The following is a 22,961-nucleotide window of genomic DNA, read 5'->3' as shown; positions in this document are numbered from 1 at the left end:
AGGTCGATGTCATTCGCCGCGCAAACCAAAAAGGAATTAACGATGCAGGAAGGCGCTGACTGCTGCAGCAAGGCGGAATTGTCCGCCCTGATCCGCATGAACGGCAGTCTTCAGTTCGGAGCCGGACGGCTAGTGCTCGATGTCACCACGGAAAACGCGGCGATTGCCAGACGGATTTACACCTTGATCAAAAGGTTGTTTCATATCCATGCCGAGCTATTGGTCCGGAAAAAAATGCGCCTCAAGAAAAACAACGTGTACATCGTGAGAATTCCGAGCAAGGCCAACGAGATCCTGCAAGACCTGGGAATCATGGATCAAAGCCTCTCCTTCGTTCCCGGGATCGCTCCCGAGCTCGTGAAAAAGTCGTGCTGCCGCGCGGCTTATTTGCGGGGAGCTTTTCTGGCCGGGGGCTCCGTAAACCACCCGGAGGCGTCCAGCTACCATTTGGAGATCTTTACGTCCTATCAGGATTTTTGCGAGGCATTGACCAAGATCGCCAATCGGTATAAACTAAATGCCAAGTGCATCGAGCGGAAAAAAGGGTATGTTTTCTATATTAAAGAAGGCGAAAAGATTACGGAGTTTCTCAGCCTGATCGGGGCGCACCAGGCCCTGCTCTATTTTGAGGACGTGCGGATCGTGAAGGATATGCGCAACTCGGTCAACCGTCTGCACAACTGTGAAATCGCCAACATCAACAAAACGGTGAACGCAGCCACCCAGCAGCTGGAAAACATCCAACTGATCGACCAGGAGATCGGACTGGAAAACCTGCCCAAACGCTTGCGCGAAGTGGCGGAGCTCCGAGTAGCTCACCCCGACATCAACTTGAAGGAATTGGGGGAAATGCTGCCGAGCGGGGTGGTCAGCAAATCAGGAGTCAACCACCGCCTGCGAAAAATTAACGAAATCGCTGACAAATTACGAGAAAAACAAAATATTTCGATGTAGATACATGATATACTAATGGATAATAGGTTACCGAGTTAGGAGGTCCATTCATGGTTCAACAGCAGGTCGTGGTTCAATTGAAGACCGGTTTGCAAGCACGTCCGGCGGCCTTTTTCGTACAAGAGGCCAACCGTTTTGCAGCCGAAGTATTCGTGGAAAAAGATAACAAAAAAGTAAACGCGAAAAGCATCATGGGCATCATGAGCCTTGCGATCAGTTCGGGAACGGAAATCACCATCTCGGCGGAAGGGCCGGATGCTTCCCAGGCAGTCAAGAGCCTTGCCAACCTGGTGAGCAAGGAAGAATAGAAGACGAAAGACACTTACCCGCGGGCGAGTGTCTTTTTTTGTGCAGGAAATGCGCAGGACGTTGCATCGTTTTCCACCCGGTTGGGACATGCTAAAGCATGTAAAACTTGACAAGGGGGAAAGCGACATGAGCAACCGCGAACCGTACACGGAGGGACGCGAAGCCTATGACATGGACATTGACCGCATGATCAACGAAGGTCTAGGTGGCGGGACCGTATCTGATCAAAATGGACTTATCGAGGAGACCACCGTCGACACAATGAGCGGGGCGAGCAACGAAGAACAAGCCGATGAAAACGTCGAGGCATAAGGAGGGATCAAGATGGATCTGACACGCGCCCGGGAGATTGTTCGTTCCGAGGACAAGATCGTAGTCCACTACAAGGGAGATTCCGTGTGGATTGACGAGCTCGATGAATCCACGGCGACCGCCCGCGTCCATACGGAACGAAATCCTGCAAGCAGTTTGCGGGTCGAGGTAGAACAGCTGGAGGAAAGGTAATCGAAAAGCGAGCCGAGCAACCATGAGGATCGTCCGGATGGTTGATCGGTTCTTTTTTTGAAGGGAACCTACAGGAATTTTTAAGCGAAAGCGGACAAAAGACAAGGGTGGCAGTTTCAAGTTTGACAATGAGAATCAGTATCAATTATAATAATAACAGGAAAACAGAGAGGGAATCGGGGGAGGAAAAATATGTTCGTACAAGTTCGAAAAACCGTCGTGACCGAAGGAAATGCAGATAAAGTCGTAGATCGCTTCAGCGGGGAAGGGTTGATCGAAAAACAGGAAGGGTTCGTGGACCTCACCGTCATGGTGAAAAAAGTGCAGCGCGGCGATGAAGAAGTCATGGTGCTGGTGCGCTGGGAGTCGGAAGAGCACTGGAAGCAGTGGGAGAAGAGCGATGCCCATATTGCCGGACACAAGGCCAACCGCGGCAAGCCGGCGCCTGAGTACATCGTGAGCGTGGATGTAGGGGCTTACCACGTCGCGTCTGTGAAAAAGGCACCCAACGCCTCATGACGACCAAGACGATTGCCGTACTGTCCGATGTTCATTCCAATGTGTATGCGCTTGACGCCGTGCTGTCTGATATTGCCCGAAGAGGCATCGATACGGTCGTGAATCTGGGAGATACGCTGTTCGGGCCAGTCGCTCCCGTGGAGAGTGCCAAGCGGCTGATGGAGCGGAGCGATATCGTCTCGATCATGGGAAACTGCGACAGGGCTTTGCTTCAGGAAGAGAGTCCTTCGCTTACCTTTCAGCAGGTCAAGCCGCTGCTCACACAGGAGATGCTGGAATGGATCCGAACCTTCCGCAACGCGTGGGTGTTCGAGGACATTCTGTTTTGCCACGGAACGCCTTTCTCCGATGAGCAGTATTTGCTGGAAGAGGTGAACGAACGAGGGGCGACGGCCAAAAACGTCCTGGAGGTGGCAGAGCTGCTCCGGGAAGTGCCGCAAAGCATCGTCGTCTGTGGGCATACTCATTTGCCCCGGTGCGTGCACCTGCCGGACGGCAAGCTCGTCCTCAACCCCGGCAGCGTAGGCTTCCCGGCGTACTATGAGGACGCGCCTTATCCTCATGTGATGGAAGCCATGTCTCCCCACGCGAGATATGCAATCCTGCGGCAGACGAAAAATGGATGGGGGATCGAACAGGTGATGCTGCCTTATGACTGGGAGCAGGCAGCAAAGCTCGCCGAGAAAGCGGGCAGACCCGATTACAGCCATGCGATTCGCACGGGCTTTGCATACATCCCTGCCGAATAGCCAAATCAAAAAAACACCCGGCCAAATTGGTCGGGTGTTTTCGTTTGTGTGCTTACTTTTTCGAAGAAGGCTCGGATGTGATCACTTTGTCGATCAATCCGTACTCGACGGCCTCAGCAGCAGTGAGGAAGTTGTCCCGATCCGTGTCCTTCTGGATGCGTTCCAGAGGCTGACCGGTGCGCTCGGCCAGGATCTTGTTCAGGTGGTCGCGCATTTTCAAAATGCGTTTTGCCGCGATCTCGATGTCGCTCGCCTGACCTTGGGCACCGCCGAGCGGTTGGTGGATCATCACTTCGCTGTTCGGAAGCGCAAAACGCTTGCCTTTCTCACCGGCAGCCAGCAGGAAGGCGCCCATGGAAGCCGCCATACCGATACAGATCGTGGAGACAGCAGGCTTGATGAAATTCATCGTATCGTAAATGGCCATACCGGCTGTAATGGAGCCACCAGGGCTATTAATGTACAGAGAAATGTCTTTATCCGGATCCTCCGCCTGAAGGAACAGCAGTTGCGCTACCACAATATTGGCTACCGTGTCGTTGATCGGGGTACCCAGAAAGATGATGCGGTCCTTGAGCAGGCGCGAGTAGATATCGTAAGCACGTTCACCGCGGTTTGTCTGTTCAATGACAGTAGGGATCAAATTCATGTGCATCTAGTCTTCCTCCTCTCTTTGTAAGAATATCATACACAAAAGGTCAATGAAGGTCAAACAATTAACTGCAAGCCCTCCCTACCATGTTTGCCAACTTGCTTCTCCCTAAACCTATGGAGGAGAGAAAACATTTATTCGTCGTCGGCGGCCTCGCTCAATTCAACCGCCAGACGGAGCTTTGCCGTCATTTTCCTTCCCTTGATGATGGTGTACTCGTCTACTTGCTTGGCTTGCAGCTGATTGATGGCTTCCGCCAGCGCCTGTTCGTCCTGGTACGGCTGGATCGTCAACAGGCATTCTTCATCGCTTGCCTCCTGATAGATCAGGAAAAATCGCTCGTCTGCCATTGGCGTACCTCGCTTCGGGAGTTTATCCACAAAGTTATCAACAGGTTGTGCACAAAAACATTTGTTCGCGGGATATATTTTTCGCGTCTTTTTCCCTTTAGTGTGGTCATGAGAAGGGTTTCTTTTACATAGGAAAAGAATGGTATGGAAAAAAAGGGATTTTGTCGATGATGTCGAACGTTACAAATTTGGAAGTCATTTCATTTCAAACGAGAGGTGTTTATTATGCTTCGCAAGATTCCCGCGATGTTGTTGACAGCGGCACTATTGACCAGCAGTGTGGCAGCGACCGCTGCCTTTGCGCAAACGGCTCCTGTCCAACAACAAAAAATCAAAGTCAATTTGAACAACAAGGAGCTGCCGTTTCCACAAGACATCGTGACGGAAAACGGGGTAGCCTACGTGAATGCCAGCACGCTGGCAATCGCGCTCGGCGGATCCGCAGCCTGGGATACCATGAACAAATCCTTGCTGGTAGCCAAGGACAAAACCTACGCGCTGCGCATGTACCAGAACAGCACGTTTGCCTACAAAAACGGCAAGGAAACCAGAGTGCCGTACGCTCCTCGCGTAACCACCGGAGCAGTTCTGGTGCCGCTCGTGTTCATCGCACAGGAGCTCGGCGCGAAGGTGACGTACGATGCCAAAACGCTGACCTACAACCTGTCGATCGAAGTCAAGTCATAGAGATTTCACTCACTGGTTGATTCATCCGTTGTAGCAGCCTCTTTGCTTCCCGTATAATAGAGGAAAGCTCGCGCGGCGGAGAGGAGAACCAGTTATGCAAGGTATCACGTTTGCCACCGTAGCGATGGTCATTGGCTTTGCGGCAACGGCCGTTTACGTGATGTGCAAAGTGTATTCCCAAAAATACAGAGAATAGGTATGATATGGAAAAGAGCAGTCGATCGCATTCGAGAATCGGCTGCTCTTTCTGTTCGTAATATATATACTGATCATATGAAAAAGAAAAATTGTTATTTCTGTTGCAAATTTTCTAATTTATTTTAAAATGAAGGAGTGGTTCCATAGTTTGCTCGTAAATAAAGAGGGGGATGTACGCTATGAAAAAACAAAAGACGCTATCTGTTTTGGCAGCTACTTTCGCTTTGGGCTCGCTGCTTGCGGGTTGTGGTGGCGGCGGAGGCCAAAATGCTGCACCGCCGCAAAACGGCACGACTGAGCAAAACGGCGGCAATACAGGGGGCGCCAGCGAAGGCGGCAAGCTGGAGAAGCTGGTGATCGGCGTGGTCGGTCCGATGTCCGGCCAATACTCCGACTACGGCAGCACTGCTAAAGCAGGTGCGGAATACGCATTGAAAGAAAAGCTGGAAGAGTTCAAGAAGCTGGGCTTTGACGTACAGCTGTCCGCACAGGACGACCAGGCTGACCCGAAACAAGGGGTAGCGGTGGCGCAAATGCTCATCTCCAATCCGGACGTAGTCGGGGTCGTGGGACATGCTACGACGGGGGCTTCGATCACAGCAGCGGCGCAATACGATCAGGAAAGCCTGGTCATGGTATCTCCGTCCGCTACCGGTTCCGATCTGACGGAGCAAGGCAAGAAAATCGTACACCGTATCTGCGCGCGCGACGACCAACAAGGGTCCAAAGCCGCTGTTTATGCGAAAAACCAATTGGGCATCAAGACCGCTTATCTGATGCACGACAAGCAAGCGTATGGACAAGGTCTCGCCGAAGAAGTGAAAAAGCAGTTTGAAAAAGACGGTGTACAAGTCGTTGGATTTGAAGGTGTAACCGCTGGCGAGAAGGATTACAGCGCGGTCATCAACCAAATCATCGCGGCGAAACCGGACATGATCTACTTCGGCGGTTACTACTCCGATGCGGGAATCATCGTGAAGCAAGCCCGTGAAAAAGGCTTCAAGGGCGTATTCATGGGTGGAGACGGCTACGACTCCGCCGACCTGGTGAAAATCGCAGGCACAGAAAATGCGAACAACGTCGTATTCACCTCCACTGTAGGCGATGTAGGCGCAACAGAGGAAGGGAAGAAATGGATCGCGGACTTTGAACAGTCCACGGGCAACAAAGTGGGGATCTTTACGTCCTTCGGCTACGATTCCATGGGCGTCATGCTGAATGGTCTGGAAGAAGCGATCAAGGCGAACGGCGGCAAAAAGCCTACCCGTGAGCAAGTGCTGGAAGCTGTCCACAAAACGAAGGACTTCAAAGGCAAATTCGTCAACGTGACGTTCAACGACAAAGGGGACAACGAGTTTGCTTCCGTATACGTGTACAAGTACGAAAACGGACAAAAAGTGTACATCGGCGAAGCGAAGTAAGACCCGGTAGGAACAGGCCGTTTGGGACATACTACGTTTGGCATCACCACCTTTAGCGCAAAGGAAGGGAATCGCATGTCAAACAACCGCAACACCAAAAACGGCGGCAACAAGGGTCACAGCACCAAAACGCAAACGAGCAATCAGCAAAAGTCAGAACGCGACCGCAACTTGAACAAGCAGGATCCGCAATAAGCAGCAAATGGAAAGCCCACCTGGAGGCGCGACCTCGGGTGGGCTTTTTTCGGCTGTGGCCATGCTAGATGCCTTGCTTGCTGGGCAAGCGCTTCTCGGGGTGATTGTACCCCTGATGCTGCTTGTTTTTCAGATCCTTGGCCTGAGCTTCGTGGATCTTGGCGACAAACTCGCTCGTGCTCATTTTGGTAAAGTCCATAGGACACCTCCAGGGCAAGTTGGATGCCCTTTTAGGATGGCCCAATTTGCTCCTCGGCAATCGGCAGCGAGATTTTGACCACAGTACCCTTATTCTTTTTGCTGGTGATCTCGAAGTGGCCATTGTGGTCCTTGATGATCTTGCTGCTGATCATCAATCCAAGGCCGGTACCCTTTTCCTTGGTAGTAAAAAACGGTTCGCCCAATTTGGAGAGGTATTCTTCCGACACGCCGCAGCCGGTGTCCGCAAGCCGGACCAGCACTTGGCCGTTGGGCAACGAGCGGGTCGTGATGCGAATTTGCCCGTGTCCCGAGATCGCCTCGATCGAGTTCTTGATGACGTTGATAAAGACCTGCTTCAACTGGTTTTCTTCTCCGGCGATGAGCGGGCATTTGCCGAAGGAGGTCTGGAAGCGGATGTTCTTCAGGTTTGCTTCGGACGCGAGCAGAGCCAGGACGTTTTGCAGCAGGACGGAAATCGAGAGAGGCTTGATCTGCATGTTCTGCGGCTTGGCCAGGACGAGCAGCTCGCTCACGATAAAGTTGATCCGTTCCAGCTCTGACAGCATGATGTCGGCGTACAGCTTGTTTTCCTGCAGGGTAGGGTACAGGAGCTGGATAAAGCCTTTGAGAGAGGTCAATGGATTGCGTATTTCATGGGCGATCCCGGCTGCCAGCTCGCCGATCAGCGACAGCTTTTCCGCTTTCCGCAGCAGGTCCTCGTTGTGCCTGCGCTCTGTGATGTCGCGGGAGACCACGATGAAGCCGTCGCATTCCCCCTCCTGGTTCATGATCGGCACGCCTTTCGACTCCAGCACAATCCATTTGCCGTTTTCGCATTGGTAACGAAATTCGATTGTGCCGGATTTTTGCGTCTGGATCAGCTGTTGAAAATGCTTGCTCACAAGGTCGCGGTCTTCGTCGTGGACAGACTGGAGAGCAGGCAGAAACTGCGGATTCGCCCGACCAAAGATCCGCTCGTGAGAAGGAGACAAGTAGACGATTTCTCCCGCTTGATCGGTAATCATGATCAAATCTTCGGTATGCTCCGCGATGATCCGGTTTTTCTCCTCGCTTCGCAGCAGGGCGGCTTCGGAGACTTTGCGTTCCATGACATTGCGCGAGACGAACATGATGTTCTCTACGTCCCCGTGGTCGTTCAGAATGGGAACGCCGCGGGTTTCGAATGTCACGTAGCTTCCGTTCTTCCCCTTCGAACGGATTTCAAACTGGACGGGCATTTTGGTCTGCAAAATTTCCTGGTGGTAGGCATGCAGCAAGGGCTCATCATCCGGATGGGTCAATTGCAAGCGGCCGGGAGGGAGGAAGTCGGCAGAGGAGTATCCCAAATGCTGCTCCACGGATGGCGATATGTAGATGCGTTCCATTGCAGGGGTGTATACCGCCACGATATCCTGCGTGTGATCGATCAGCAGGCGGTACTTGCTTTCGCTTTCCCGGAGCGCTTTTTCGGCGGTCTTGCGATCAGAAATATCACGGGAAATGCAGGAGGAGCCGATAATGGCTCCGGAAGCGTCGCGGACAGGCGCTACGGTCAGATTGACGTGGAGCAGGGTGCCGTCCTTTCGCAGGCGGACGGTCTCGTAATTGTTGAGGTGGATGCCCATCGTACAAACCGCGTCGAACAGTTGGCGAGTTTCGGTCTCCAGATCGCTCGGGATGAAGCAATAAGGATCCCTCTTCAAGTCATGGAGCGTCCAGCCGTAGTAATGCCCGAAAGCCTGGTTGATCAGAATGAGGTTGTGATCGATGTCGCAAAAGGAAATCGCATCCGTTGTATAAAGGAAAAACGCTCGCAGGACCTGATCCGGAAGCATCTGGGTTATTTCTTTTCTCGAGCGCTTCTTTTTCCATGAAAAGGGGGATGAGAGTTTGGTCATGGTTTTCCCCGTCCTTGCCCTTGTGGTAGTATAGTGAGTAATTGCTTATGTATTCGCTCTGTGGACGGTTTTTTCCTATCGCGCAGACAGACTTGACCGAATGGAAAGGAAATTCGCGATTGGCAGAAGGATGAAGCTTCTGAACAAATAGAATCAGGTATAATGGCAGGGGGGGATTTGAGAATGAGTACGGGGTTTATCATAGCGGTCGTCATTATTTTCGTCATCATCATCGGCAGCACGATCTGGGTCACCAACAAGGCTTACGCCCGAAAACCTGAGCAAATCGATCCGCTCCCAAGCAAAGAGTTGGTGCAAAAGGAGCTTGATCAATAACGGATGATCGCAGCAAAACTCGGCTCGCAAAGCCTGAGGACGCAGCAAAGCCCTAGGAGTGAAGATTCAAAGCCTGCAGCCGTGCTCTTTGTACGGTGCTGCAGGCTTTTTCATCGTCAGGTCCACCTAAGACGTAGCAAGGAAAAACAAAAGAAGACTGGATGCTTCCAGTCTTCTCGTGACATCGATGGTACGCCTGAAGGGAATCGAACCCCCGCACATGGTTCCGGAGACCATTGCTCTATCCACTGAGCTACAGGCGTATGTTATGAAAAAGTGGTACTTACTTATTATAAGACATCTTCCAAGCCAAATGCAAACAAAAAACGTGTTTTTGGGTTATTTTTTTCGTGATGGTGAAATTGTTTAGGGATGCACATAGAGGGGAGGGAACAGCCGCCTTTTCGGCAAAGTGAGCTTGATCGATCGGTCACTTTTTTCCGCTGGGCATTCATTATATTGGCAGGAAAATTGCATGAAGGAACGAATATAATGAAAATAGAGAGAACGGCAAGTGGAAGTGCGGGAGAGGAAAGGGGCGATCTTCATGAACATGGGACTGGGACTGTTTCAAGAGCAGACGCTAAAGTTGGTGATGACGCCGGAATTGCGTCAGGCGATTACGATATTGCAGTACTCGACGATCGATCTGATTTCCTACTTGCAGGAGCAGGCAAATGAAAATCCGGTGATCGAGCTGGAGGCGCCGCGGGAAATCGCCACCGCCAAGGCGGAAAAGCCGGCACCCGAGATCGACTGGAAGGAAATCGTGGGGAATCGCGCGACCGGCGAGTATTCGGCATCGAAAAATGAAAGCACTTACAATCCGCTTGACTTTATCCACCAAGGGTCGGATACGCTGTACGAACATCTCGAACGCCAGCTCGGTTACGTCAAGGGCTTCTCTTCCCTGCAGCGAAAAATCGCGCTGTTTTTGATCGGGAACCTGGATGAAAAGGGGTATCTGGAGGTCACCCTCGAGGAAGCGGGCGAGCAATTGGGCGTGGAGCTCCCTGAAATCGAAGACGTGCTGTCCGTCTTGCAGCATTTCGATCCGATCGGTGTAGCTGCGCGCAGCCTGGAGGAGTGCTTGCTGCTGCAGCTGGAGCACCTGGCGCTCGATGATGAAAAGATCGTGCAGGTCGTCCGTTTCCACTTGCAGGATCTGGCGGACAGACGCTATCAGCGGATCGCGGATAAAGTGGGGTGCACGCCTCAGGACGTACAGGCGATGGCGGATCTGGTTCGCACGCTGAACCCGCGTCCCGGCGCAGCCTACTCCCGTGCGGATACGCGCTACGTCATCCCGGATGTGGCGGTGGAAAAGGTGGGCAACGAGTACGTCGTGCTGGTCAACGACATTTCCACGCCGCGCCTGAAGATCAACAGCTTTTACGAAAAAATGCTGAGCCAGCAAAAAAGCCAGGAAGACGCCAAGCAATTCATCCACGAAAAGCTTGGAGCAGCCATGTGGCTGGCGAAAAGCCTGGAGCAGCGCAGGCTGACGCTCATGCGGGTGACCCAGGCGATTGTGGAGATGCAGCGGGACTTTTTCGATCGCGGCATTCATTATTTGAAGCCCATGACGCAAAAGGAAATCGCCGAGAGGGTCAATCTGCACGAGTCCACCATCAGCCGGGCTACGAGCAACAAATACGTTCAGACGCCCCGGGGGATTTTTGAGCTCAAGTACTTCTTCACCTCGGCGCTGTCCACCGCAAACGGGGAAGCGACGTCGTCGGAGAGCGTCAAGCGCAGGATCAAGGCTTTGATCGAGCAGGAGGATCGCAAGGCGCCGCTGTCCGATCAAAAGCTGGGAGAATTGCTGCAGAGCGAAGGAATTGAAATTTCCCGCCGGACGGTAGCCAAGTACCGGGAAGAAATGATGATCCCGTCGTCGGCGAAGCGGAAGAGGTTTTGACTGTTGACTGAGAAAAAGATTTTGGATGTGGTCCTCTACGGAAGAAGAAAATGCCATCTGTGCGACGATGTGGAGATCGCCATCCGCGCCTTGGCCGAGGAGTTTCCTCTTCGTCTGCAGCTGGTCGACATCGAGAGTGACGAAGCGCTGCATGAGGAATTGATGCTGGTCATTCCAGCGGTCCGGATCGATGGGGAAATGGCGCTTCGTTCCGTCACCCACGTACCGACGTTTCACGAGCTGAGAGAAGCGTTTCTCAGCCGGATAGGCGAGTAAGCACCTCCCCGACCCGATGGGCACGGGGAGGTCTTGCAAGTTTCTGACAGATATGCTACATTCGATGTGTAACGAGTTTCTTTTTTTTGCACTGACTGGGACATAAAATGTATATAGAGGGACGAAAAATGTCCCGGTTAAAAATTTCACTCAAACAAGGAAGAAGGTACATGCGCCGATTACTCGAGTTGCAACAAAAGCTGGTGCCTGACTTGATCCAGGTGTTGCGCGAGCGTTACATGCTGCTTCGCTCCATCTACCATTTGCAGCCGATCGGGCGCAGAGGGCTGGCCCAGGCTATGGACAGCACCGAGCGGATCTTGCGGGCCGAGGTCGACCTGCTGAAAGATTCCGGGCTGCTGAATGTGTCGGCTGCGGGAATGACTCTGACGGATGAGGGGATCCAGGTGCTGGATGATCTGGAGCCGATGGTCGGCGAGCTGTTCGGGCTGACGGAGCTCGCGGAGCGATTGCAGCAAAAGCTCGGCATCCCTGAGGTCATTGTGGTACAAGGCAATGCCGATCAGTCGCCATGGGTCAAGGAAGAGCTGGGGCGCGTAGGGGCGCGCGTCCTCAAGCAGGTAATTCAGGAAGGCGATATCGTCGCTGTGACAGGAGGCTCTTCCATCGCTAGTGTCGCCAACCATCTGTCGCCATCCGCTGCATTCCGAAACGTTCAATTCGTGCCGGCTCGCGGAGGGCTGGGAGAGCGGGTGGAGCTGCAGGCGAACACGCTGGCATCCGCCATGGCAGCCAAGACGGGTGCGTCATACCGCCTGCTGCACGTTCCGGACCGGCTCCATCCAGAGGCACTGCAGACGCTGGTCAAGGAGCCGCAGGTGCAGGATGTCCTCACACTCCTCGGCGACACGCGGATCGTCCTGCACGGCATCGGCGACGCCCTGACGATGGCGAGGCGGCGCAACTACTCCGAAGAAGAGCTCCGGGAGCTGGAGGCAGCGGGGGCGGTATCCGAGGCATTCGGGTATTACTTCAATGAAGCCGGGGAAACGGTCCAGCGCATGCCGACCATCGGCTTGCAGCTGGAAGAAGTGCACAAAGCAGAAACCGTGCTCTCCATCGCGGGGGGCGAAAGCAAGGCAAAAGCGATCCTTTCCTTTGCCAAGCAGTCGTGTCAGAATGTACTTATCACGGACGAAGGAGCTGCCAAGGCTCTCTTGTCCACATGACTGCATTCGGAAAGGTAGTGGATTGAAATGCCTATGGCAGCGGTACTCCCCATTCTGGCGCTGATCGCGGGGATCGTGCTCAGCCTGACGATCGGTTTTCCGCTCGCGCTGGGGATTGTTTTCGCGATCCTGGTCACACTGGTTAGTGTAAACAGACTGGGCTATACCTGGAAACAACAGTTCGCATTTGGCTGGGACGGCGTCAAGCAGACCAAGCCGGTGCTGCTGATCCTGTTTTTGGTCGGCCTGCTGATTCCGCTGCTGATGATGGGAGGGACCATTCCCGCCATCATTTACTACGGACTTTCCATCGTCAACGTCAACTATTTGCTTGTGCTGTCTTTTCTTATGACGGCCGGCGTCAGCTATTTGCTTGGCACGTCTGTCGGTACCTTGAGCACGATCGGGCTTTCGCTCATGGGCATCGCCCACGCGGCGGACATTCCGGCCGGCATGGTTGGAGGAGCATTGATTTCGGGTGCGATGGTGGGAGAGCGGTTTTCCCCCATCTCGAGCAGCCGTTTGCTGGTGCTGGCGAACGTCGGCATGACGGAAGCGCAGGACAGACAGACCCGGCGCCCTGCGCTGCTGACTACCGTGCTCTGCGCGATCCTGTTCCTGACGTTCGATCTGTTTCGGGCCAATTCCGGCTCCAGCGGCACGATCGGGATGTACCAGGAGCTGTTGGCGAGCCACTTTTCCATCAGCTGGCTGCTCATGCTGCCGCTGATTGTGCTCATCGCCTCGTTCTCCTTTCGGGTAAAGGCATTTGTGGCCTTGCTGTACGGGATTGCGGCCAGCGCCATCATGGTTCTCGCAACGGCGTCGCTGGATGCGGGGACATTCGTCAGGTCGATGCTTACTGGGTACGAGCTGCATTCCGGCACCTCGCTGGATGAGCTGGTGCACGGGGGCGGGATGATGTCCATCCTCAGCGTTCTGCTTCTGATCATTCTGGCGGGCTTCCTAAACGGAATTTTGAACAAGGCCAATCTCTTGACCCCCATCGTCGACAAAATGATGGGCAGCACGAACAACAACACCGTGCTGGTAGCGAAGGCGGCTGTCTTGTCCCTTTTGGTCGTGATCATCAGCTGCAATCAGACGATCCCGATCCTGGTGCTGGGCTCTACCTTGCTCGGGCGCTTTTCCCGGCTGAGCAGGGGCCGCGAGCTGTTGGGCAAGACGATGCTCGACTCCACACTGGTCATGCCCGTGCTGGTTCCGTGGAACGGGCTGGCGATGGTGATGGCCATTACGCTGGGAGTGTCTACGGTACAGACGTTGCCTTTTCTCTTCTTTTCCTTGCTGTTGCCGATTGTCACGATTATTTCCTCCCGTACCTTTTCCACGGAGGGAGGATGGCTTGCAAACAAAAAAGCGATATAAGCAGGAGGTATTCATATGGTGAAGGTTGGAATTAACGGTTTTGGACGTATCGGACGCAACGTATTTCGCGCAGCGCTGAACAATCCTGATGTAGAAATCGTCGCGGTCAATGACTTGACCGACGCACATACGCTGGCGCATCTGTTGAAATACGACACCGTTCACGGCGTGCTCGATCTGGAGGTCGAAGCGGGCGACAACACGCTGATCGTGGGCGGAAAAGAAATCAAGGTGCTGGCGGAACGCGATCCTGCTGAGCTGAAGTGGGCGGAGTACGGCGTAGAGATCGTCGTAGAATCCACAGGCCGTTTCACCAAACGCGAAGATGCGGCGAAGCACCTGGAGGGCGGAGCGAAAAAAGTCATCATTTCCGCACCTGCAACGAACGAAGACATCACCGTGGTCATGGGCGTGAACGAAGACAAGTACGATCCGGCGCAGCATACCGTGATTTCCAACGCTTCCTGCACCACCAACTGCCTGGCTCCGTTTGCCAAAGTACTGAACGACAAATTCGGCATCGTGCGCGGCTTGATGACGACTGTCCACTCCTACACCAACGACCAGCAAATTCTCGACCTGCCGCACAAGGACTTGCGTCGTGCGCGTGCAGCGGCTGAGAACATCATCCCGACCTCGACAGGGGCGGCCAAAGCGGTGGCGCTCGTACTGCCTGAGCTGAAAGGCAAGCTGAACGGATTTGCCATGCGCGTGCCGACTCCGAACGTATCGGTAGTCGACCTGGTGGCCGAACTGAAAACAGACGTGACGGTAGACGAACTGAACCAGGCGCTCAAGGAAGCGGCAGAGGGCCCGCTCAAAGGCATCCTCGGCTATTCCGAAGCTCCGCTGGTTTCCTCCGACTACAATGGCAATCCGGCGTCCTCGACCATCGATGCGCTGTCGACCATGGTCTTGGAAGGCAACATGGTGAAAGTAGTCTCTTGGTACGACAATGAATGGGGCTACTCCAATCGCGTCGTAGACTTGTGCCATTTTGTTGCGCAGCGCGGCTTGTAACACGTAAAATAGAACTGTTGTGGATAAAAAGGGAGAGCAATCTCCCTTTTCCCATATCTTATTTTCCGAATAAAAAGCCAATGTTTGGGAGGATCGTTCATGAACAAGAAATCTATCCGCGATGTTGAGCTGGCAGGCAAGCGCGTTTTCTGCCGAGTCGACTTCAACGTGCCAATGCAGGACGGGATCATCACCGACGATACGCGCATCCGTGCTGCCGTGCCGACCATTCGTTTCCTGGTGGAAGCAGGGGCAAAAGTCATCCTGGCAAGCCATTTTGGCCGTCCTAAAGGGCAAGTAGTGGAAGAGATGCGTCTGACCCCGGTCGCTGCCCATTTGTCCGCTCTTCTGGGCAAAGAAGTGAAGAAGCTGGATGATTCCGTGGGCGCGGAAGTAGAAGCGGCAGTCAAAAACATGGAGGCGGGGGATGTCATCCTGCTTGAAAACGTGCGCTTCCATGCGGGAGAAGAAAAGAACGATCCACAGCTGGCGAAGAGCTTTGCTGCACTCGCCGATCTGTTTGTGAACGATGCCTTTGGCGCAGCCCATCGCGCACATGCTTCGACGGCAGGCATCGCAGACTACATACCGGCTGTTGCAGGCCTTTTGATGGAAAAAGAAATTCGCTTCTTGGGAGGAGCCTTGTCCAAGCCGGAACGTCCGTTTACGGCGATCGTCGGCGGGGCAAAGGTAAAAGATAAAATCGCAGTCATCGAAAATTTGCTGACGAAAGTCGATCATCTGATCATCGGCGGCGGGATGGCCAATACGTTCCTCAAAGCGCAAGGCTACGGCATCGGCGCTTCTTTGTGCGAGGACGACAAGCTGGATCTGGCGCGCACGCTGATGGCGCAGGCAAAAGAACGCGGCGTGGAGCTGCTCATGCCGGTCGACGTCATCGTAGCGGACCGATTCGCAGCAGATGCGCAAAAACAGACCGTATCCATCGAGGCGATTCCGGATGGCTGGATGGCGCTCGATATCGGCCCGAAAACCGTGGAACAATACCATCGCGTCATCGTCGATTCCAAGACGGTCGTCTGGAACGGGCCGATGGGCGTCTTTGAAATGGACGCATTTGCAGGCGGCACCATCGGCGTGGCCAAAGCGATGGCCGAATGCAAGGGCACGACCATCATCGGCGGAGGCGACTCGGTGGCAGCCGTGGAAAAAGCGGGCGTAGCCGAACAAATGACACACATTTCCACTGGAGGCGGCGCATCCCTGGAATTCATGGAAGGCAAAGAACTGCCGGGTGTAGCGGTGCTTGCAGATAACGAATAGGGGGAGATTTCTTGAGAACGCCAATTATCGCGGGGAACTGGAAGATGTTCAAAACGATTGCCGAGGCGACGCAGTTTGCGAAGGACGCAGTTGCGGGCGGCGCAGCTGCTGGTGTAGAAAAGGTGGTTTGCGCACCGTTTACCGCTTTGCCTGCCCTCGGGCAAATTCTCGCAGGCTCGGATATCGCACTGGGCGCGCAAAACATGCACTTTGAGGAACAAGGCGCTTTCACCGGCGAGATCAGCCCGGGCATGCTAAAGGAAATCGGCGTGAAGTACGTCATCCTCGGCCACTCGGAGCGCCGTCAGTACTTCAATGAGACGGATGAAACCGTCAACAAAAAAGTGCTCGCTGCCCTGAAGCACGGACTGAAGCCGATCGTGTGCGTAGGGGAAAGCCTGGAGCAGCGGGAAGCGGGCGAGACCGCGACCGTCGTGCGCACCCAGACCGAAGGCGCTTTGGCCGGACTGGAAGCGGCGCAGCTCGCTGATGTCGTCATCGCATACGAGCCGATCTGGGCGATTGGAACAGGCAAGTCATCCACGGCAGAGGATGCGAATGAGACGATCGCGATCATTCGGCAGGTCATTGCCGAGCGCTTCGGCCAAAAGACGGCGGAGGAAGTGCGCATCCAGTACGGGGGAAGCGTCAAGCCGGAGAACATCGCCAGCTACATGGCGCAGCCGGATATCGACGGAGCGCTGGTGGGCGGAGCGAGCCTACAGCCTGACAGTTATTTGCAGCTGATCAATGGAGCAGCGAAGTAAGTAGGAGGAGAAAAAGATGGCACATCGGCCCAAACCGGTTGCGCTGCTGATCCTGGACGGCTTTGCCCTGCGCGACGAGACGTACGGCAATGCGGTAGCGCAAGCGAAAAAACCGAACTTTGACCGTTATTGGAACCAATATCCCCACACGACATTGGAGGCGAGCGGGCTCGCTGTCGGCTTGCCCGAGGGACAGATGGGCAATTCCGAGGTAGGCCACCTCAACATCGGTGCCGGCCGCGTGGTTTACCAGGACTTGACCCGCATCACCAAATCGATCCGGGAAGGCGAATTTTTCGAGAACGAAACCTTGCTCGAAGCTTTTCGCCACGTCAAGGAAAAAGGCAAGCAGCTGCATTTGTTCGGGCTTTTGTCGGACGGCGGCGTACACAGCCACATTGACCATCTGTTTGCGATTCTCGAGATGGCGAAGCGGCAAAACGTCGACCGGGTCTACATCCACGGCTTTTTGGACGGACGGGACGTTTCGCCGGACAGCGCAGTAGGCTACATCGAGCGGCTGCAAGCCAAGATTGCAGAGACCGGCGTAGGCAGGATCGCCACCGTGCAAGGCCGCTACTACGCGATGGATCGCGACAAGCGGTGGGAACGTATCGAGAAAGCGTACCGCGCCATGGTGTACGCGGATGCTCCCCAGTATCAGGATCCGATCAAGGCCGTCAAGGAATCGTACGAGAAGTCGATCATGGACGAGTTCGTCATGCCGACAGTCATCGTGGATGAGCAGGGAGAGCCTGTCGCTACGATCCAGGACGAGGACGCCATCATCTTTTTCAACTTCCGTCCGGACCGGGCGATTCAAATCTCGCAGGCATTCACCAACGACGATTTCCGCGGATTCGATCGGGGAGAAAAGCATCCGCGTCACCTGCACTTCGTCTGCCTGACCCATTTTTCCGAGTCGGTGGACGGCTATGTGGCCTACAAGCCTTCCAATCTGGACAACACGCTGGGCGAAGTGCTGTCTCAGCAAGGACTGAAGCAGCTGCGCATTGCGGAGACGGAAAAGTACCCGCACGTGACGTTCTTCTTCAGCGGCGGACGAGAGCAGGAGTTCCCGGGCGAGACGCGCATTCTCATTCCGTCGCCGAAAGTCGCGACCTACGATCTCAAGCCGGAGATGAGCGCGATCGAGCTGACCGATGCGGTCGTGGCCGAGATCGAGGCAGACCACTTCGACGCGATTATCCTCAACTTCGCCAACTGCGACATGGTCGGCCATTCGGGCAAGATGGAGCCGACCATCAAGGCGGTCGAGACCGTGGACACGTGCCTGGGCCGCGTAGTGGAGGCGATCACGGCAAAAGGCGGGGTGGCGGTCATCACAGCCGATCACGGCAATGCCGACCTGATGCTCGATCCGGAAGGCCGTCCGATCACTTCGCACAGCACATACCCGGTGCCGGTGATCGTGACGAAGGAAGGAGCCACCCTGCGCGAGGGCGGCGTCCTGGCCGATCTTTCGCCGACCCTGCTCGACCTGCTGGGTGCGCCGCAGCCAGAGGAAATGACAGGCAAATCGTTACTTGCAAAATAAGCCGCTCTGGCACAAACTGAAATGGTGCCCGATCGCAAGCTTATATAAAAATTGGTGGGGAGACCCGCACACAAAAAGGAGATGGATGAGAAATGGCGATGATTACTGACATCTACGCACGCGAAATTATGGATTCCCGCGGCAACCCGACTGTGGAAGTCGAAGTCTATCTGGAAGACGGTTCGATGGGCCGCGCTGCAGTACCGTCCGGGGCTTCTACCGGCGCTTATGAAGCGGTAGAGCTGCGCGATGGCGACAAGTCCCGTTACCTGGGCAAAGGCGTACTGAAAGCGGTCGAAAACGTAAACGAAATCATCGCGCCTGAGCTGATCGGCATGGACGCGCTGGATCAGGTCGGCGTCGATATGGCGATGCTTCAGCTCGATGGCACGAACAACAAAGGCAAGCTGGGCGCCAATGCGATCCTGGGCGTCTCCATGGCAGTTGCACGCGCAGCAGCAGATTCCTTGGGGCTGCCGCTGTACAACTACCTCGGCGGTTTCAATGCGAGAACCTTGCCTGTGCCGATGATGAACATCCTGAACGGCGGCAAGCATGCGGACAACACCGTCGACATCCAGGAATTCATGGTCATGCCGGTAGGGGCGGAATCCTTTAAAGAAGCGCTGCGCACCGGTGCGGAAATCTTCCACTCCCTGAAAAAGGTGCTGTCTGAAAAAGGTCTGAGCACCGCTGTTGGCGATGAGGGCGGCTTTGCGCCCAATCTGAAGTCCAACGAAGAAGCGATCACCACCATCCTGGCTGCGATCAAGGCTGCTGGCTACGAGCCTGGCAAAGACGTATTCCTCGCACTCGACGTAGCCGCGACAGAAATGTTCAAAGACGGCAAATACCACTTCGAAGGCGAAGGAGTCGTCAAAACAACCGAAGAAATGATCGCGTTCTACGAAGATCTGGTGAGCAAATACCCGATCATCTCGATTGAAGACGGTCTGTCCGAAGACGACTGGGACGGCTGGAAGGCTTTGACCGACAAACTGGGCAGCAAAGTGCAGCTGGTGGGCGACGACCTGTTCGTGACCAACACCGAGCGCCTGGCACGTGGGATCGAATCGGCGACAGGCAACTCCATCCTCGTGAAAGTGAACCAAATCGGTACGCTGACCGAGACGTTCGAAGCGATCGAAATGGCGAAGCGCGCCGGCTACACAGCAGTGATTTCCCACCGCTCCGGCGAGACCGAGGACTCCACGATCTCCGACATCGCAGTGGCGACCAATGCGGGTCAAATCAAGACCGGTGCGCCATCCCGTACCGACCGCGTAGCGAAGTACAACCAATTGCTGCGCATCGAGGACGAGCTGGGCGACACGTCCCGTTTCGGCGGCCGTGCTGCTTTCTACAACTTGAAAAAGTAAGCTCCTTTGCAGGAATGACTAGGGCTGCACTCGCGGACGGGTTTGACGCGGGCGCAGCCCTTTTTCGAAAAAAAAACAAGCCATTCCAATCGGAGTGGCTTGTTTTTTGCAGTCAGAGCCTATTACGACAGCACAGCGGTCCTCTGCTCCAGGACAGCGGCAGCCAGGCGGCTCTTGCTGTACGGAATGCACATCGGCGTGCCGTAGAGAGGATCGAGAGTGATTTGGCAATCCATATCAAAGACGGTTCGGACCAGGTCTGTCGTCAGCACATCGTCGGGAGAGCCTTCTGCCACGACGGTCTGGTTGTGCACCGCGACGATGTGATGGGCGTAGCGGCATGCCAGATTCAAGTCGTGCAAGACCATGACAATCGTGCGCTGCTCGGTCTCGTTCAGCTCGAACAATAGGTCCAGGATCTCGATCTGGTGGGACATGTCGAGATACGTGGTCGGTTCGTCGAGCAGGATCGTTTCCGTCCCTTGCGCCAGCGTCATAGCGATCCATGCACGTTGGCGCTGACCGCCGGAGAGAGAGTCGACGGGGCGGTTGGCGAGGGCGGAGAGCTGTGTGGCTTCGAGGGCGCGTGTCACCATCTTCTCGTCTTCCTCGGACCATTGCTGTAGCCAGTTTTGGTACGGATAGCGCCCTTGCTTGACCAGCTGCAGCACGGTCAGTCCCTCGGGAGCGCTTGGTCCTTGCGGCAATATGGCAAGCCGTTTGGCAACTTCCTTGGTCGATTGCTTGGCGATCGATTCGCCGTCGAGCAGGATGGCGCCGTCCTTTGGCTTCAGCAAACGGGCAAGGGAACGCAGCAGCGTCGACTTTCCGCTCCCGTTGCTGCCGATAAAGACCGTAATCTTGCCGCGGGGGATGTTCAGATTCAGCCCTTCAATGATATTGCGTTCTCCATAGGATAACGTCAACTGGCGAGTTTCCAAAGCGTGCATGATCGTTCGTCTCCTTTCACTAGCGATTCCGGTTTTTGTACAGCAAGTAAATGAAAAACGGGGCGCCGACTGCCGAGGTGAAGACGCCTACCGGGACTTCGATGGGTGTAAAAGCTACTCTGGCGACGAGATCAGCGAGGAGCACGATCAAGGCACCGATGAATGCCGAAAGCGGCAGCGCTCCGCCAAATGAAGGGCCGATCAGCTGTTTGGCGATATGCGGCGCCAGCAGCGCGACGAAGCTGATATCGCCGCCGACGGACACGGCTGTTCCGGTCAAGGCTGCGCAAATCATCAGCAAGAGGAAGCGATCCCATTGCAGGTAGCTTCCGAGACTCGTGGCGACATCGTCGCCGAGCTGCTGTATGTTGACGCGGCGCGTAAGCAAGGCGGCTGCCAGGATCAGGATGACCACCCAGGGGAGGATCATCAGGACGTCGTTCCAGTCCACTCCGTAAATGCTTCCGGTGAGCCAGAGCAATGCTTTGTTTTGCAAGAGAAACGGGCTGAACATGATCAGGATGGTCACGATAGCGCCAGCCGCGATCTTGATTCCGACCCCGATCATCACGAGTCGGAGCGGAGTCACGCCATTTTTCCAGGCCAGGATGTACAGGAGCAGCGTCGTCAGCATGGCCCCGAGAAAAGCGATGGGCGGCAGCCATTTGATGCTGGCCGTTTCAAACAGGAGCAAAAAGCCGACGGCAGCGATCGAAGCGCCTCCGGAGATCCCGAGAATGTCGGGAGCAGCCAGTGGATTGCGGACGATCCCTTGCATGATCGCCCCGGCTGAAGCTAAGGCCGCACCTACCAGGATGGCGACGATGATGCGCGGCATCCGAAACTGCTGGACGATCAAGGCGTCCTGCTCCGATCCGGCGCCGAATATGACCTTCAGCACATCGAGGGGATGGATCTTCATTTCCCCCAGCCCCAGGCTGACGACAGCCACGGCAAAGGTCAGAAAGAGGGCGATCAGGCTGAACAACAGCGTTTTCTTATGGATTTGCACGGAAGTCGCACGTTTGCCCAGACGCAGCGAAAAGTACTCTTTCATCCTTTATCCAGCCCCTTTCGTGCGACGTAGATGAAGAACGGGATGCCGATCAGGGCGGTCATGACACCGATAGGGACTTCAGCAGGCATCGCGACGAAGCGAGCGGCGATGTCCGCCATCAGCAGCAGGATGCAGCCGAGCAGTCCGCTGTAAAGCAAGACCCAGCGCGTGTCGATGCCGACGAAGTAGCGCGCCAAATGGGGCGTCACCAAACCGACAAAGCCGATGGGGCCAGCGACGGCGACAGCGCAGCCGGACAGGAGAACGATGACAGCGCCGGTCGCCAGCTTCACCAGCAAGGTGCGCTGCCCGAGCCCCTTGGCGACGTCATCTCCCATGAGCAAGGTCTGGATCGGTCTGGCCAAAGCGAAGGCGGCGACCCAGGCGACGAGCATGTACGGAAAGACGGTGGCCAAGTACTCCAGCTTTCGTCCGCCGACGGAGCCGGAGAGCCAGAAGAGGACTTCATCGGTCGCCTTCTCGTTCAAGACCATCATGCCGTGGCGGATAGACGAGGCCAGTGCGGTGATCGCGGCTCCGGCGAGTACGAGCTTGACCGGAGTCAATCCGTCCCTGCCCAGCGACCCGAGCACGTAGACGATGATCCCCGCGACAGCTGCGCCGAGGAACGAAATCCAGGTAAACTCGGTCAACGAGCTGATGCCGATGAAGGTGACTGCGAAAACGACGAACAGGGAAGCACCTGCATTCAGGCCGAACAGTTCGACGTCTGCGACAGGATTTCTCGTCAACGATTGGAGCAGGGTGCCGGCGACACCAAGGGTGAAGCCTACCGTAAGTGCGTTCAGCACACGGGGGACACGCAGCTCTCGAATGGCGATGTGTTCATTTGAACCATTGAAGTGCGTGTAGGCATCGATGGCGGTTTGCCAGCTCGTATCGATCACCCCGAAGACGAGGCTGGTGTAGCTGAGGTAAGCCAAAAGCACGAAGGCTGCGACTACTCCCATTATTTTGAGAAAGGTATTGGACAGTAACGAGTTCATTTGGTTTCTTCCTTATCTCATTAGCGAGTTCTTACACGATCCAGAAAATCAGTACAATGATAAGTTTAGAGGTAGGATCATGATGTGTCAATGATGTTGAGATTCATTATCATTTTGTTATTGACTTCTTATGTGCTGGAAGGTAGGATAATGATTGTCATTGAATACAATTCTCACTCTCAATAAAGTT

The 22,961-nt window shown here is 55.0% G+C and carries 25 protein-coding genes and 1 tRNA gene; 18 read left to right on the top strand and 8 right to left on the bottom strand.

The features are described from left to right. The first annotated feature begins 6 nt into the window (after positions 1-6). The 6 genes from whiA to RGB73_RS27585 all read left to right on the top strand — a co-directional run bounded on the left by whiA (position 7) and on the right by RGB73_RS27585 (position 3,035). Positions 7-954 (top strand): DNA-binding protein WhiA, encoded by a 948-nt coding sequence (whiA, locus tag RGB73_RS27610; RefSeq protein ID WP_310766395.1) that lies wholly within the window; start codon positions 7-9, stop codon positions 952-954. Positions 955-1,004: 50 nt separating this feature from the next. Beyond that, complete coding sequence (locus RGB73_RS27605) at positions 1,005-1,262, top strand: HPr family phosphocarrier protein (RefSeq protein WP_310766393.1); 258 nt, start codon at positions 1,005-1,007, stop codon at positions 1,260-1,262. 127 nt (positions 1,263-1,389) lie between these two features. Beyond that, the gene (locus RGB73_RS27600; RefSeq protein ID WP_310766391.1) at positions 1,390-1,575 is read left to right on the top strand and encodes a hypothetical protein; all 186 of its coding nucleotides are present in this window, start codon (positions 1,390-1,392) and stop codon (positions 1,573-1,575) included. A gap of 12 nt (positions 1,576-1,587) precedes the next feature. Then, positions 1,588-1,767, top strand: coding sequence for an H-type small acid-soluble spore protein (locus tag RGB73_RS27595; RefSeq protein ID WP_310766389.1), 180 nt, complete (start codon positions 1,588-1,590; stop codon positions 1,765-1,767). Positions 1,768-1,959: 192 nt separating this feature from the next. Beyond that, on the top strand, positions 1,960-2,286 hold the full coding sequence (locus tag RGB73_RS27590) for an antibiotic biosynthesis monooxygenase (RefSeq protein ID WP_310766387.1): 327 nt from the start codon (positions 1,960-1,962) through the stop codon (positions 2,284-2,286). Continuing rightward, a complete protein-coding gene (locus RGB73_RS27585; RefSeq protein WP_310766384.1) occupies positions 2,283-3,035 on the top strand; it encodes a metallophosphoesterase family protein in 753 nt (250 codons plus the stop codon). The genes RGB73_RS27590 and RGB73_RS27585 overlap by 4 nt, the downstream gene beginning before the upstream one ends. A 52-nt stretch (positions 3,036-3,087) precedes the next feature. Here the strand turns inward: RGB73_RS27585 and clpP are convergent, their stop codons facing one another. Together clpP and RGB73_RS27575 are read right to left on the bottom strand one after the other, a co-directional pair. Beyond that, complete coding sequence (gene clpP / locus RGB73_RS27580) at positions 3,088-3,684, bottom strand: ATP-dependent Clp endopeptidase proteolytic subunit ClpP (protein ID WP_310774577.1); 597 nt, start codon at positions 3,682-3,684, stop codon at positions 3,088-3,090. A 137-nt stretch (positions 3,685-3,821) separates the two neighbouring features. Further along, complete coding sequence (locus tag RGB73_RS27575; protein ID WP_310766382.1) at positions 3,822-4,037, bottom strand: hypothetical protein; 216 nt, start codon at positions 4,035-4,037, stop codon at positions 3,822-3,824. A 225-nt stretch (positions 4,038-4,262) separates the two neighbouring features. Between RGB73_RS27575 and RGB73_RS27570 the strand changes: the two genes are divergently transcribed. Together RGB73_RS27570 and RGB73_RS27565 are read left to right on the top strand one after the other, a co-directional pair. Then, positions 4,263-4,724, top strand: coding sequence for a copper amine oxidase N-terminal domain-containing protein (locus RGB73_RS27570; RefSeq protein WP_310766379.1), 462 nt, complete (start codon positions 4,263-4,265; stop codon positions 4,722-4,724). A gap of 377 nt (positions 4,725-5,101) precedes the next feature. Further along, on the top strand, positions 5,102-6,343 hold the full coding sequence (locus RGB73_RS27565) for a branched-chain amino acid ABC transporter substrate-binding protein (RefSeq protein ID WP_310766376.1): 1,242 nt from the start codon (positions 5,102-5,104) through the stop codon (positions 6,341-6,343). 259 nt (positions 6,344-6,602) lie between these two features. Here the strand turns inward: RGB73_RS27565 and RGB73_RS27560 are convergent, their stop codons facing one another. Then, positions 6,603-6,737: a DUF4023 domain-containing protein gene (locus RGB73_RS27560; RefSeq protein WP_310766373.1), complete on the bottom strand. Its 135-nt coding sequence runs from the start codon at positions 6,735-6,737 to the stop codon at positions 6,603-6,605. A gap of 31 nt (positions 6,738-6,768) precedes the next feature. After that, complete coding sequence (locus RGB73_RS27555; protein ID WP_310766370.1) at positions 6,769-8,574, bottom strand: PAS domain S-box protein; 1,806 nt, start codon at positions 8,572-8,574, stop codon at positions 6,769-6,771. Between the two features lie 246 nt (positions 8,575-8,820). Between RGB73_RS27555 and RGB73_RS27550 the strand changes: the two genes are divergently transcribed. After that, entirely contained in the window at positions 8,821-8,973 is a 153-nt protein-coding gene (locus RGB73_RS27550) for a hypothetical protein (protein WP_310766367.1), read from the top strand. A 188-nt stretch (positions 8,974-9,161) separates the two neighbouring features. On the opposite strand, the gene RGB73_RS27545 is transcribed toward RGB73_RS27550, so the two are convergent. Beyond that, positions 9,162-9,236, bottom strand: a tRNA-Arg gene (locus RGB73_RS27545). A 284-nt stretch (positions 9,237-9,520) separates the two neighbouring features. On the opposite strand from RGB73_RS27545, the gene rpoN reads away from it, so the two are divergent. From rpoN to eno, 9 genes are all read left to right on the top strand, one after another. Beyond that, entirely contained in the window at positions 9,521-10,894 is a 1,374-nt protein-coding gene (rpoN, locus tag RGB73_RS27540; RefSeq protein WP_310766364.1) for an RNA polymerase factor sigma-54, read from the top strand. Positions 10,895-10,897: 3 nt separating this feature from the next. After that, positions 10,898-11,170 (top strand): glutaredoxin family protein, encoded by a 273-nt coding sequence (locus RGB73_RS27535; protein WP_310766361.1) that lies wholly within the window; start codon positions 10,898-10,900, stop codon positions 11,168-11,170. A gap of 170 nt (positions 11,171-11,340) precedes the next feature. Continuing rightward, entirely contained in the window at positions 11,341-12,360 is a 1,020-nt protein-coding gene (locus tag RGB73_RS27530) for a sugar-binding transcriptional regulator (protein ID WP_310766358.1), read from the top strand. Positions 12,361-12,393: 33 nt separating this feature from the next. Then, complete coding sequence (locus tag RGB73_RS27525; protein ID WP_310766355.1) at positions 12,394-13,749, top strand: Na+/H+ antiporter NhaC family protein; 1,356 nt, start codon at positions 12,394-12,396, stop codon at positions 13,747-13,749. A gap of 15 nt (positions 13,750-13,764) precedes the next feature. Beyond that, positions 13,765-14,769, top strand: coding sequence for a type I glyceraldehyde-3-phosphate dehydrogenase (gap, locus tag RGB73_RS27520; protein ID WP_310766353.1), 1,005 nt, complete (start codon positions 13,765-13,767; stop codon positions 14,767-14,769). Between the two features lie 99 nt (positions 14,770-14,868). After that, positions 14,869-16,053 carry a phosphoglycerate kinase gene (locus RGB73_RS27515; RefSeq protein WP_310766350.1) on the top strand — a complete coding sequence of 395 codons (1,185 nt, stop codon included), beginning with the start codon at positions 14,869-14,871 and terminating at the stop codon, positions 16,051-16,053. Positions 16,054-16,064: 11 nt separating this feature from the next. Next, positions 16,065-16,820, top strand: a complete 756-nt coding sequence (gene tpiA / locus RGB73_RS27510) for a triose-phosphate isomerase (RefSeq protein ID WP_310766348.1) — start codon at positions 16,065-16,067, stop codon at positions 16,818-16,820. A 16-nt stretch (positions 16,821-16,836) separates the two neighbouring features. Continuing rightward, the gene (gene gpmI / locus RGB73_RS27505; protein ID WP_310766345.1) at positions 16,837-18,378 is read left to right on the top strand and encodes a 2,3-bisphosphoglycerate-independent phosphoglycerate mutase; all 1,542 of its coding nucleotides are present in this window, start codon (positions 16,837-16,839) and stop codon (positions 18,376-18,378) included. Positions 18,379-18,470: 92 nt separating this feature from the next. Beyond that, positions 18,471-19,757, top strand: coding sequence for a phosphopyruvate hydratase (eno, locus tag RGB73_RS27500; protein WP_310766342.1), 1,287 nt, complete (start codon positions 18,471-18,473; stop codon positions 19,755-19,757). 122 nt (positions 19,758-19,879) lie between these two features. Here the strand turns inward: eno and RGB73_RS27495 are convergent, their stop codons facing one another. Genes RGB73_RS27495 through RGB73_RS27485 form a run of 3 tightly spaced genes read right to left on the bottom strand, consistent with a single transcriptional unit; the run spans position 19,880 to position 22,771 of the window. After that, a complete protein-coding gene (locus tag RGB73_RS27495) occupies positions 19,880-20,707 on the bottom strand; it encodes an ABC transporter ATP-binding protein (RefSeq protein ID WP_310766340.1) in 828 nt (275 codons plus the stop codon). A gap of 19 nt (positions 20,708-20,726) precedes the next feature. After that, positions 20,727-21,764: a FecCD family ABC transporter permease gene (locus RGB73_RS27490; protein WP_310766337.1), complete on the bottom strand. Its 1,038-nt coding sequence runs from the start codon at positions 21,762-21,764 to the stop codon at positions 20,727-20,729. Next, entirely contained in the window at positions 21,761-22,771 is a 1,011-nt protein-coding gene (locus tag RGB73_RS27485) for a FecCD family ABC transporter permease (RefSeq protein ID WP_310766336.1), read from the bottom strand. Before RGB73_RS27485 ends, RGB73_RS27490 begins: the two co-directional genes overlap by 4 nt. Between the last annotated feature and the right edge of the window lie 190 nt (positions 22,772-22,961).

Source organism: Brevibacillus brevis (assembly GCF_031583145.1).
Taxonomy (GTDB): Bacteria; Bacillota; Bacilli; order Brevibacillales; family Brevibacillaceae; genus Brevibacillus; species Brevibacillus brevis_E.
Note: the sequence above shows the minus strand (reverse complement) of the source record. Positions and strands in the feature narration are given on the sequence as shown.